Below are 12,383 nucleotides of genomic sequence, written 5' to 3' on the forward strand. Positions count from 1 at the left end.
AGAACCTAATAGCGTTCTTCATCAACTCAGCAGAACTAAACCACCTGCTAAACAGCGGCCGCTAAACACAAGCAACCACTAACAAAACAAGTGAGGGGAAACCACCAAGGTCTCCCCTCACTTGTTTTGCTACCCACATCTACTAGACCCGAATGCCTTCGCTCCATACCAAACGCAGAGCCAAAAGTGTGCGATAGGAACCCTTTATTCTACGCAGGACTGAAGTGCTCCTGATTTTGAGTGGCGACCCGGAAGTGTCTAGGTACCTGCAGAGATAACCAGGTACCTAGACAAAAACCGGGGGGCCACCCTTACATGTCCCGGATTTACGAGCAGCCGCTGGTGTTTCCGCAGCTGGGGCAAGCGTGGCAGGAACCCGAACGCTGCATACGCACTCCGCACATCATGCAGATAGGCGCATCGGGGCTATGCGAAATCGTCTGTGGTGCGGACGCTGCCTGGGTCTGTTGTTCACGAGCCAGTTGCGCTTCAAGTTCGGAAGCCGAACGCACGCTCACCGGATCAGGTGCCACATCGGAACCCTGCACCGTATCGACCACCTCAAGACCGGGCAGCGTGGGCTGTGAACGCTCACCCACACTGAAGATGCCCAGCTCGGCCCGCTCGTCGTAAGTTAGATACTCAAGCGCCAAGCGGCGGAACAAATAGTCCATCAAGCTAGAAGCGATACGAATATCAGGATCGTCGGTCATACCGGCAGGTTCAAACCGCATGCCAGTGAACGCCTCGATGAACGCCCGAATCGGCACACCGTACTGCAAACCGTGTGAAAGCGAGATAGCAAAGGCGTCCATAATGCCCGCCAAGGTGGAACCCTGCTTCGAAACCCGCACAAAGATCTCGCCGGGACGGCCGTCGGTGTATTCACCAACCGTCACGAAACCTTTCAGGTCGGCAACCCTAAACTCGAAGGTCTTTGAAACACGGGTGCGTGGCAGTTTCTCGCGCACCGGAACGTGCACAACCTTCTCTACCACTTTCTCCACAATTTCAACCGGAGTCGATTCAGGAGCCGCCTTCTTCACCGTCGATAGCGGCTGGCCGTTCTTGCAGTTGTCGCGATAGATAGCAATAGCTTTGATGCCAAGACGCCAGGCCTCGATATGAAGCTGCTCTACCTCTTCAATGGTGGCCTCTTCTGGCAGGTTCACCGTCTTTGAAATCGCACCCGAGATGAAAGGCTGAATGGCACCCATCATGTGGATGTGACCGCGATAGTGAATCACGTTGTCACCCATTGAGGTAGCAAAGACCCCAATGTGCTCGGCCTTAAGATGAGGTGCTCCGAGGATGGTCTTGTGCTCGTCCAGGTAGGCCAGAATGTCGCTTTGCTCAGTCTCAGAGTAACCCAGGTTTCTCAAAGCGCGTGGAATGGTTTGGTTGATGATTGACATCATGCCGCCACCCACCAGCTTCTTCATTTTGAACAAGCTTAAATCGGGCTCAACACCAGTAGTGTCGCAATCCATCATCAAACCAATGGTGCCCGTTGGAGCCAACACCGAAGCTTGAGAGTTACGCACCCCGTGAATTTCAGCCGTCTCACAGGCCTCTTCCCACGCCGAGCGACCAGCTTCTACCAAATCAGTGGGCACCAAGGAATTATCGATGTCACCATGGGCCTCGCGATGCATATTGAGCACTCGCAACATTGGTTCACGGTTCTCGGCAAATCCTGCGAATGGACCCATGCGAGCTGCGGTACGTGCGGAGGAGGCATAAGCATGACCCGTCATCAGTGAAGTGAGCGAAGCAGCCCAAGCACGACCGGCGTCACTGTCATAACCATGACCGATAGCCATAAGTAGCGCCCCCAAGTTGGCATAGCCAATACCTAGCTGGCGGAACTTGCGGCTGTTCTCGGCGATCTTCTCGGTGGGGTAATCAGCCCGACCAACCAAAATCTCCTGGGCGGTGAACACCACGCCAACAGCGGCCTTGAAACCTTCGATATCGAAACCGTCAGACTCAGAGTGGAACTTCAACAAGTTCAAACTCGCCAAGTTACAAGCCGAGTTATCGATGTGCATATATTCCGAGCATGGGTTTGAGGCATTGATACGGTCGGTGTTAGCGGCCGTGTGCCAGCGGTTAATCGTGGTATCAAATTGCATACCAGGATCAGCGCACTCCCAAGCTGCCGTAGACAATTGGCGCATAAGATCGCGGGCCTTAACCGTACGCAGAACTTCACCGGTGGTAACCGAACGTAAATCCCAATCGCCGTCATTAACCACGGCTTCCATGAACTCATCGGTTACTCGAACCGAGTTGTTGGCGTTTTGGTATTGCACCGAGTTCATGTCAACGCCGTCAAGGCTCATATCGAAACCGGCTTCAGCCAAAGCCTTGATCTTCAGTTCTTCTTTAGCTTTGACCCAAATAAATTCTTCAACGTCGGGATGTGAGACGTCGAGAATGACCATCTTGGCGGCACGACGGGTTTTGCCGCCCGACTTGATGGTGCCAGCAGAAGCATCGGCCCCGCGCATAAAGCTAACCGGACCAGAAGCAGTACCGCCGCCACGAAGATGTTCGTGTGAAGAACGGATCTTTGAAAGGTTTACACCAGCGCCCGAACCACCCCGGAAGATAGTGCCCTCTTCCACATACCAATTGAGGATGGAAGGCATAGTGTCTTCCACTGAAAGAATGAAACAGGCGCTGGCCTGCTGGGGAACACCCTTCACTCCAATGTTGAACCAAACTGGCGAGTTAAACGCTGCCATTTGGTTAACAACTAGATACTTAAGCTCAGCCCGGAACGACTCTGCCTCATCATCATCGACGAAGTAGCCACCTTCAACACCCCAGGCGGTAATGGTATCAACCACACGGTCAGCGACTTGCTTCAGCGAGCTTTCGCGTTCGGGTGTGCCCAAGGTGCCCCGGAAATACTTTTGGGCCACGATGTTGGTGGCATTTAGCGACCACGTGATTGGGAACTCAACACCGAGTTGTTCAAACGCCACCGAACCGTCCATGAAGTTGGTTATGCGGCTATCACGCCGCTCCCACTGCACCATGTCATAAGGGTGAACTTCAGGAGTGGTGTAATACCGGCGAATGCCGATACCTGCTTGCTCTGGGGCGAGTGTCATTCGCTGGTTTCCTTTGGTGAGATCGTTGTTAACTGGAGAGAATTTGGGTTCTGAGAGGTAGCTTCTAGCGCAATTGTTACGTTTCCCGCCAAAACTAGATGTTGTGCCGAATAGGCCCTAATACCTAAGCAGGCACAACATGTTGGGTACTTACATTACTGTAATTCTACCCGGGGTCAACCTCTTTTAAGATTTTTATCTGCTCAATCTGCACCTAGACCTAATAACTCACCAGCACGGCTGCTCCGAGCAAACGTAAACAAAGCAACGGGTCAGACAGGTTTAGACCGCAGCGCATTTGCAGCTACTTCGCCATGCGCTTTAGCCCAAGAGATACCCGGGCCGAACGCCTTGAGAATCTCGATGCTTTGCCGCCTGACCCATTACTAGTGGCTTACCTCGTAAGGGTAAGCCATGGACCCTGTTGATAGTAAGAGGGAATAACCTGTGTATAAGCGGTGGATTTCTAAGTGGTTGTGCACAACCCATCCACAGCCACATATTTGTATTTACCGAGGAGCACCCGATGGACGAAACGCTTATAGCCACCACTAGTTCTGCCCCGGTGGTGAACACCTCCCTCGACGCTAGTTCGCTGGCCAAATTAGTTCGCAGCGAGCACCGCCCCGGCAGCCGTCAAAAGCCCTGGGTTGTAGTAAATATGGTCACATCGATGGATGGGGCCACCGCAGTAGGGGGCGTTTCAGGAGAACTCACTGGGCCGGGCGACAAGGCTGCATTCCATGCCCTTCGCTCGTGCGCTGATGTGATATTGGCTGGCAGTCACACGGTTACTGCCGAGAACTATCGACCGGCAAAACTAACCGAAGAGGAAATTCAAACCCGCCAACGGGCTAACAAAGCGCTGCGTCCTCTTATTGCGACTCTCTCCAATCATGGCGATGTTGACATTTCACTGCCGTTTTTCGCCAAGGCCCGTCAAGGAGAAGAACCTATCGTCATTACCTCTCGAGCTGTAGACGAAGATCGCCAAGCAGCACTGGCGCAGGTGGCACATCCCGTGCCAACCGGCGACGAACTACTCGACCTAGCTGAAGCCATTCACGCGCTAGGTTCTCGTTTCGGTGCTTCGGTGATTTTGGTTGAAGGTGGGCCGATTGTAAATGGGCTTTTGCTGCAATCCGACCTAATTGACGAGTGGTGCATCACAATCTCGCCTTATCTCGTAGCTGGCCACTCAAAACGAGCGGCAGTGTCCACCATCGATTTGCCCTTACGTCACTACCGACTCGACCGCATGGCGGTGTTTGGCTCAGAGCTAGTACTTCGGTACCTTCGCCAACACTGAAACACCAGCTTGGTGCCGGACCACCATTGGGCTTCTCGCACCGAAACCGAACTTACGCCTCGCCCTCACGAGATTTTGGTGCCGTTGATTTCGTAAGCACAGCAGCCTCACGTTCAAAATCGGCTGGGCCTTCGAAACCTTTGTAAACACTGGCAAAGCGCAGATACGCCACATGATCGAGCTCACGAAGCTGACTTAACACCGCCAGGCCGATGGCTTCACTGGTGGTTTCGTTACCGGCTAAACGCAGCGAATCTTCTACTTTTTGAGCCAAGGATGTTAGATCGTCGGCGGAAACTGGTCGCGACTTAGCGGCTGCTTGCACACCAGTAATAATTTTGTTGGGATCGAACGGCACCCGCTGCCCGGACCGCTTTAGCACCATCAGTGGCTGCTCTTCAACCCTTTCAAAAGTGGTGAAACGACGGTTGCAAGCTAGGCATTGACGTCTTCGCCTGATTGACACGCCATCATCAGCCTGGCGCGAATCGACAACTTTATCTTCTAACCTGCCACACGATGGGCACTTCACACCCCAAACGCTAGCGCTTACGGGGCGTACAAGCCGCATTAGCACACAGCTCTAATCGCCTTGCACCCCGACCTGCACTACTTGGGGAATGCCTCGATTGGCATCAACCAACCGCCCACCATACACCCCGATAAGACCCGCCAGTAAGAGCGCCGCCACCACCATCACACTTGCCGCAACAATCGCTGCCCTACTAACGAGTTCCGGCGTTGCACCAGGAGCTGTGGTTGCCGCCGCGGGCGAGGCGGGCGCCGCTGGGGTCGAAACATTGCTGAAGTGACGAACCTGAAAATCTTGACTTTGAGTAATTGCCACCATTGCCGCACCACCTGAAGAAAATTGAGCTATAAATAGAGGCGGACAAACCAGAACACACATTCGGAACGTTTGTACGTTTCCATCATGGTCGGAACAACCGTTCGTGTCAAGAAAAAGTCGAACAATCGTTTCTTGATGACATTTTCTGTGTTATGATGTTAATTAGACGCTCGCCCGATGGGCCTAATACAACTCATTCCTGAGAGGCAATTGAATGATTGTTGATCGGCTGACACCACGTCAGCGCCAAGTTCTTGAAACAGTTGAAGAGTTCACTACTACTCATGGGTATCCACCATCGGTTCGCGAAATCGGCAAAATCCTTGGTCTTAAATCACCGTCAAGTGTTCACTCACACCTGTCTTCCCTTGAGCGTTTGGGCTACATCCGTCGCGACGAAGCAAAAACTCGTGCCATCGTACTTTTAGAATCGGGCGATTCAAGCGATGAATTCGATGAACGGCCTATGCGCCGAGTGCCCCTCGTCGGTGATGTAGCTGCCGGTACCGACGTATTAGCCGAACAAAACATCGAAGAACTGATCCCCGTGCCCACCGATTTTACCGGTGAAGGCGAGCTTTTTATGTTGAGGGTGCGGGGCGATTCAATGATCGACGCTGGCATTCTCGACGGCGACTACGTGGTGGTGCGCTCGGAAAGCACGGTCAACAACGGCGACATTGTGGTGACCGGCATTCCAGGGGAAGAAGCCACCGTAAAAACATGGACCACCAGAAATGGTCGGGTCTTCCTCTTGCCCGCGAATGCGCAGCTTTCTCCCATGGAATTCGATCCCAGTGAGGTAAGGGTCTTCGGTCGCGTTGTCACTGTAATGCGACGTCTGTAACCCAATTGCGCGACGCTAAAAGGCAATGTCTTCACATCTAATTGAGCCCAACCCCAACACCCCAGAAACAAATATTTCTTTGCATATTGGAATGGTGGGTGCGGGCCAATTAGCCAGAATGTCCCATCAGGCGTCCATTCCGCTTGGGGTTGATCTCTCGGTACTCGCGGCTCACGCCGATGATTCGGCAGCCCTCATTAGCCCCCGGGTCACCATAGGTTCACCACATTCTGCTCGTGACCTAATCGGTTTTGCCGCCGGTGCTGAGGTCATCACCGTCGACCACGAACTGGTGAACCTTGAAGCAATAGCACAGATCGAAGCAGAACAATCAGCCCACGTTCGGCCTTCATCAGCAGCACTCAAATTCGCGACCGACAAAGCTCATCAGCGTCGTCTATTTGCCCAAGCTTCGCTCCCCTTGCCTAAACACTCGATTGTCAATCATCCCGGCGAAGCAAAAACGGCCTTAGCGGAACTGGGTTGGCAAGGTGTAATAAAAACAGCTCGTGGTGGCTATGACGGCCGAGGTGTTTGGCTGGTTAACAGCGAAGCTGAGGCTACGGCGCTGCTGGAAGAATTCTCCAATGAGACAACCGCGTTCCCCGAACTGATCGTGGAAGAGATCGTTCCTCTGGTTAAAGAGCTAGCGGTCATTGTGGTGCGCGGTGCCAATGGAATGTCAGTTACCTATCCGGTTACCGAAACGGTGCAAGTGTCGGGCATTTGCCGCGAGACCATTACGCCAGCGGTGGTGTCACCAGAAATAGCAGCCGAGGCGGTTAGAGTCAGCGTGGCAGCAGCGCAAGTCGTAGATGCCGTCGGCTTGACAGCGGTTGAACTATTTTTCGATGGCACCAATATCACCATTAACGAAGTCGCCACACGCCCACACAACTCAGGCCACTGGAGTATCGAAGGCGCAATAACATCACAGTTTGAAAACCATTTGCGAGCGGTCGCCGATTTACCTCTCGGTGCAACTAGTTGTCGCGCCCCTTATGTGGTGAGCTGCAATATTCTTGGGCATTCGACTGGTCTTGACCCACGACAACAGCTACCACAGGCCCTGGGCATCAGCGGCGCTCATGTGCACCTCTATGGCAAAGAACCAAAGCCAGGTCGCAAGATTGGCCACGTCACCACGATGTCCGATTCGCTAGAAGATGCCCAGGCTCGAGCACGCCGAGCCGTCGGTTTTCTGGGTGACGCAGTCCCTCTGCCGTAAAGCAATTGGCCAGATGCGTGTAATTTCTTCGTAGTCATCAAAATCTGGAGCAAAAAATATGACAGTGGCCGTTGTAATGGGAAGCGATTCCGACTACCCAACCATGGGACAAGCGGTGGAAATTCTTAGGGAATTTGGGGTGGAACCAATGGTTAGAGTGCTTTCTGCTCACCGTATGGCCACCACCATGATTGAATTTGGCATCCAAGCTGCCGATAGTGGACTTGAGGTGATTATTGCCGGTGCTGGTGGAGCCGCTCACCTGCCGGGAATGTTGGCTTCGGTAACACCACTGCCGGTAATCGGGGTGCCTGTTCCACTCCAGTACCTAGACGGGATGGATTCGTTGCTCTCCATTGTGCAAATGCCAGCCGGCGTACCGGTGGCCACCGTTTCCATCGGAGGCGCAAGAAACGCCGGATTGTTGGCGCTGCGAATGCTGGCTATCTCTAACCCCGAAATTCGCCACAAGATGGTGCAGTTCCAACAAGACCTCAGCGCCGCTGCTCGGGCTAAAGGGGCTGCCCTAACCCAGCGACTAGCCGATGGGAACGCCTAACGTAACCACATACTGGGTCTAGCTTGGCGGCATGTTGGCTGCCAGGCGTTCTTGCACTAAGTCTAATTGCTCTTGTGGTTGCACCAAGGCTATGCGCACATAACCGCTCGCAGCGGGGCCATAAAACTCGCCGGGGCTAACCAGTACACCAGCATCGGTAGCCAGGCGCTTTGCAAAGCCCCAGTCGTCACCATTGGGCGCGGCTACCCACAAATAAAACCCTCCACCGGGCAGTGCAACAGAGATGTTATAAGCCTCACCAAAAACCTTCGCACCCCACACTAAGCGCTGCCAATAGATTCGGCGTTGCGCCTCCACATGATCATCATCGCCGTAAACGACCGCAGCCACTTCTTGTGTTGGGCCGGGCAACATAAACCCAGCATGCTTACGCAGTTCTTGGAGATAAACGGTTACCTCCGGGTCACCGGTATAAAAACCCACCCGCAAGCCCGCCAGATTCGACCGTTTCGAAAGGGAATGAACCGCCAGCACACCTTGGCTCGTATGGCTGAGCACGCTTTGGGGCGCTCCATCCCAAGTGAACTCGGCATAGCACTCATCAGAAAGCACCAACACACCGTGATCATGACCCCACTGCACCACCGCAGAAAGGTCATCAAGCCCGCCAGTGGGGTTAGCGGGGGTATTTACCCAAAGTGCCAAAGCCCGCTCGATGTCGCTAGGAGAAATGGCTGCTAAGTCGAGCTGCCAGTTTTCATTGACCGGAACTGGCAACGCACGACAACCCGCTAACTGCGCACCCATGGCGTAGGTGGGATAGCTAATTTCAGGGTACAAAACGGTGTCTTTTTGGGGTTGGCGCAGACGTAGCCAATGAGGCAAACCAGCCACTAGTTCTTTAGTGCCGATACATGGGCCAATAAGGTCGGCATCAACGCGAGCTCCAAAGCGACGAGCTAACCACGCACTGGCGGCTTCTCTCATTTCGATCGTGCCCGCGGGAGGCGGATAACCGCGTACCGCATTGGTCTTGGCCAGGACATCAGCCACGAAGGATGGTGGCGGATCAGAAGGGGTACCGATCGACAAATCGACCATGCCGCCGTTGTGACTGCTGGCGATTTCCGCTAATGACGCTAAGCGATCATGAGGATATGGCGGTGGTACGAAAGCTGCGTTTGTTGCCATCAGCGCAACATCCTTTAAAAAATCACTAAACCGACCAAGCCATGGTGACACAGCATCAACAGATGACAACTATTTCACCGAGCTGTTAGGGCTATGCTGAGCTCGCTCAGCATAGCCCTCATCGAAACCTATTCGACCAAAAACTCACTCAGCTGAGCAGTGGCCGAATCGTCTAAACGTACTCGCATCCGCATACCATGCTCTTCGGTGCTTTCACTCAAGACCTCACCTTCACGGTGAAGTCGAGCCAACACGTCGCCACGGTCGAAGGGAACCATCAACTCCACCAGTTGAGTTAAGGCCCGCAGCCGATCACCAAGAGCCAGCAAGAACTCTGGTATGCCCTCGCCCGTTTGGGCCGAAATAGCGACAGCATCGGGGTAATGACGTCTAATGAAATCAAGATCGGAGACGGCGTCAATTTTGTTGATGACCAGTATTTCTGGCACCCGATCAGCCCCGATTTCAAACAGCACCGACCGCACCGCGTCAATATTCGCAGCGATGTCGGGCGCGGTGGCGTCAACCAGATGGATTAGCAGGTCAGCTTCACTCACGATCTCCAAAGTCGACTTAAACGCCTCAACCAACTGGTGAGGCAGCTTTTTAACAAACCCCACGGTGTCGGTAAGCAAAATGGCTTCACCGCCTGGCAGCTGCAAACGCCGGGTAGTGGGATCAAGGGTGGCAAAGAGCCGGTCTTCTACCAAGACGTCAGCTTCGGTGAGGTGGTTCAACAGTGTCGACTTGCCAGCGTTGGTGTAGCCGACGATTGACACTTGGTGGAATGGAGAACGCTGCCGTGCTTTTCGCTGATTGTGCCGGTGACGTTCGATTTCAACCAAATCACGTTCGAGTTTGTGGATCAGCCGATCGACACGACGACGGTCTACCTCAAGTTGGGTTTCACCTGGGCCGCGACGGGCACCAATGCCACCGGCTTGTTGTGACAGCGATAGCCCCTTGCCTCGTAAACGGGGTAGGCGATACCGCAGTAATGCCAGCTGCACCTGCGCCTTACCTTCGACGGTATGCGCGTTTTGAGCAAAAATATCGAGAATTACAGCGGTACGGTCGATGGCCGAGCGCCCCAAAAGCTTTTCTAAATTACCTTGTTGCGCTGGGGTGATTTCATCGTCAAAGACCACCGTGTCGGCATCCACCGCGTTGGCAATCACCAAAATTTCTTCGACCTTGCCTTTGCCCACATAGGTGGCCGGATCGGCAGTGGTGCGACGCTGGATTACCCGGGCGACTTCATCCGCCCCAGCGGTATCGACCAAGAGCGCCAATTCATCGAGCGAAGCGTTGGTTTCATCATCGTTGCCGTGGGGCCAAGTCACACCCACCAACACGATTTTTTCGCGGAAAGTACGCTCAATGTAACCAACGCGACCAACTTCTTCAGCAAAGCTCATCGCACCACCTTGTGAAGCGCGAGAACATTGTGTTTGGAAAGAATCATTGGTTTAACTAGTGCTGCGGTGATGTATTGCGCGATGAACACCCCTTAACGGTTGGTTTGGTTATCCCAAATTTGAAGTAGCGACGACAGAAGCTGCTCACTCTCACCAATGGTAGCGGTTTCATCGTTCGCGCCATCTCGCGTATTGAGCCAGATAATGCGTGGGTCGCGTCGAAACCAGCGTTCCTGACGTCGGGCAAACTGTCGGGTGCGTCGAATGGCCAGCTCTAGCGCATCATCCAAGGTAGTTTCACCAGTTATAAAACCAGCAAGTTCTTTGTATCCCAAAGCTTGGCTCGCGGTACGCGACCAGCCTCTTGGGTGCGACAAGAGCTGGGTAACCTCATCCAGGAATCCTGCCGCCATCTGTTGTTGATAACGACTGGCGATACGCTCATCTAGCCAAGCACGCTCTCGCTTGATTCCAACCAGTACAAAAGATGTGGCCGGATAGTTTTCAAGGCCGGGTCCAAAACTTGAAAAAGGCTGACCGCTGCCAACACACACCTCTAATGCTCGCAGGATTCGCCGACGATTATTTGGCTCCATTCGACTAGCCGCCAACGGATCAAGGACCATCAACCGCTGATGCAATGCCAAGGTGTCGGCCTCGGCTTCGAGCTCCGCTAACACCTCCGGGAAACGAGGCGGGATCGTCAAGTCATCGATCACCGAACGTAGGTATAAACCAGTACCACCCACCAACAATGCTCGCTTATTTCGTCTAGCCACATCATAAATGGCTGCGTTGACCTCAGATTGAAATTGGGTGAGGGTGAAGTCTTGCCAAGGTTCAACAAGGTCGAGACCATGGTGGGGCACTTCGGCTTGATCGGCGGCCGACGCTTTGGCAGTGCCAATATCCATGCCACGGTAAACCTGCATGGAATCGACCGAGACGATTTCGATATCGGGTCGTCGACGCGCCAAGGCCATCGCTAAGGCCGATTTGCCCGAAGCAGTGGTTCCCACAATGGCAAGCGGGGGTGGAATCATGCCGATGCCGTTCACATTCATGTAATTATGACCGTGAAAGCACTAGAGAAGGTCTTGAAGGTTTACATAGAAGTCGAGTCGTGCCAGATCAGGCCACTCGATGCCATAACCTTCAAAAAACAACCCAACGGCGGCGCCACCAAGATTACGTGCCACGCTACGCGCACCGACCGCCAGATCAAGATACGGGTCACCTATTCCGCACAGACCTAGATCAACGTATCCGGGTGGTTCAGGCTGATTAAAGATCACATTCGGCATTGAGAAGTCGCCATGAAGGACGACCAGGTCACCACTTGTGGGCTGGGCACCCTCCAAGTAGCTCAGTAGTTCTTCGGGCTCGACGCCAGTGTTGACGCTTTGAAACTCATCGGTATCTACAGTCCCAGATTCAACCCTGTGGCGCGCTGTTGCGAGAAGCGAATCAGTGCTGGCTACGAATTTGCAGGCGGCTACGTCTAACCCAACATGAAAGAGCTTTAACGCTTCGCCAAAACGTCGAACTAGACCCTCGGCATCACCAGCGATTTCGGCACTAACACCGTTGACGCCCGGTAAGGCCGAAGTGACCATCCATTCGGCAACCTCATCTGAGCCGTACTCTTGAACCCGTGGGACCTTTATTCGACCTTCTAGCCACAAAAGGCGTTCATATTCAGCTCGCAAGGGCGGTGCTGAAGAGTTTTGTTGACGAAGCTTTAGGTAGCTTTGGGTAAGGCCATTCCTTCGAACCTCAACCACGTGAGCACCCGATACCCCAACTTCAACTGGAACAAGCTCAGCGTCCTTTAATTCGCGCTGTAACCCAGATGGCAGCTCGGCCAGCAATGAACTAACACTCATTAGTGACAGGCC

Annotated in this window: 11 protein-coding genes; 4 read left to right on the forward strand and 7 right to left on the reverse strand. The window is 53.7% G+C overall.

The window, feature by feature from the left end; all coding sequences use genetic code 11:
- Positions 1-326 precede the first annotated feature (326 nt).
- Positions 327-3,122, reverse strand: coding sequence for a vitamin B12-dependent ribonucleotide reductase (locus WC184_06015; protein MFA7477432.1), 2,796 nt, complete (start codon positions 3,120-3,122; stop codon positions 327-329).
- Between the two features lie 526 nt (positions 3,123-3,648).
- Between WC184_06015 and WC184_06020 the strand changes: the two genes are divergently transcribed.
- Positions 3,649-4,431, forward strand: a complete 783-nt coding sequence (locus tag WC184_06020; GenBank protein MFA7477433.1) for a dihydrofolate reductase family protein — start codon at positions 3,649-3,651, stop codon at positions 4,429-4,431.
- 52 nt (positions 4,432-4,483) lie between these two features.
- Here WC184_06020 and nrdR read toward each other — a convergent pair whose 3' ends face one another.
- Together nrdR and WC184_06030 are read right to left on the reverse strand one after the other, a co-directional pair.
- Entirely contained in the window at positions 4,484-4,963 is a 480-nt protein-coding gene (gene nrdR, locus WC184_06025; GenBank protein ID MFA7477434.1) for a transcriptional regulator NrdR, read from the reverse strand.
- A gap of 51 nt (positions 4,964-5,014) precedes the next feature.
- Positions 5,015-5,281 (reverse strand): hypothetical protein, encoded by a 267-nt coding sequence (locus tag WC184_06030; GenBank protein ID MFA7477435.1) that lies wholly within the window; start codon positions 5,279-5,281, stop codon positions 5,015-5,017.
- 214 nt (positions 5,282-5,495) lie between these two features.
- On the opposite strand from WC184_06030, the gene lexA reads away from it, so the two are divergent.
- From lexA to purE, 3 genes are read left to right on the forward strand one after another with little or no spacing between them, the layout of a single operon-like run.
- A complete protein-coding gene (lexA, locus tag WC184_06035) occupies positions 5,496-6,128 on the forward strand; it encodes a transcriptional repressor LexA (protein MFA7477436.1) in 633 nt (210 codons plus the stop codon).
- Positions 6,129-6,153: 25 nt separating this feature from the next.
- Positions 6,154-7,356: a 5-(carboxyamino)imidazole ribonucleotide synthase gene (locus WC184_06040; GenBank protein MFA7477437.1), complete on the forward strand. Its 1,203-nt coding sequence runs from the start codon at positions 6,154-6,156 to the stop codon at positions 7,354-7,356.
- A gap of 58 nt (positions 7,357-7,414) precedes the next feature.
- The gene (gene purE, locus WC184_06045) at positions 7,415-7,915 is read left to right on the forward strand and encodes a 5-(carboxyamino)imidazole ribonucleotide mutase (protein MFA7477438.1); all 501 of its coding nucleotides are present in this window, start codon (positions 7,415-7,417) and stop codon (positions 7,913-7,915) included.
- An 18-nt stretch (positions 7,916-7,933) separates the two neighbouring features.
- On the opposite strand, the gene WC184_06050 is transcribed toward purE, so the two are convergent.
- The 4 genes from WC184_06050 to WC184_06065 all read right to left on the reverse strand — a co-directional run bounded on the left by WC184_06050 (position 7,934) and on the right by WC184_06065 (position 12,371).
- The gene (locus tag WC184_06050; protein MFA7477439.1) at positions 7,934-9,067 is read right to left on the reverse strand and encodes an aminotransferase class I/II-fold pyridoxal phosphate-dependent enzyme; all 1,134 of its coding nucleotides are present in this window, start codon (positions 9,065-9,067) and stop codon (positions 7,934-7,936) included.
- A 128-nt stretch (positions 9,068-9,195) separates the two neighbouring features.
- Complete coding sequence (hflX, locus tag WC184_06055; protein MFA7477440.1) at positions 9,196-10,485, reverse strand: GTPase HflX; 1,290 nt, start codon at positions 10,483-10,485, stop codon at positions 9,196-9,198.
- A 92-nt stretch (positions 10,486-10,577) separates the two neighbouring features.
- Positions 10,578-11,549: a tRNA (adenosine(37)-N6)-dimethylallyltransferase MiaA gene (miaA, locus tag WC184_06060; protein ID MFA7477441.1), complete on the reverse strand. Its 972-nt coding sequence runs from the start codon at positions 11,547-11,549 to the stop codon at positions 10,578-10,580.
- A 21-nt stretch (positions 11,550-11,570) separates the two neighbouring features.
- Positions 11,571-12,371 carry an APH(3') family aminoglycoside O-phosphotransferase gene (locus WC184_06065; GenBank protein MFA7477442.1) on the reverse strand — a complete coding sequence of 267 codons (801 nt, stop codon included), beginning with the start codon at positions 12,369-12,371 and terminating at the stop codon, positions 11,571-11,573.
- Positions 12,372-12,383: the final 12 nt, after the last annotated feature.

Source organism: Acidimicrobiia bacterium, from assembly GCA_041676705.1.
Classification (GTDB): domain Bacteria; phylum Actinomycetota; class Acidimicrobiia; order Acidimicrobiales; family SKKL01; genus Actinomarinicola.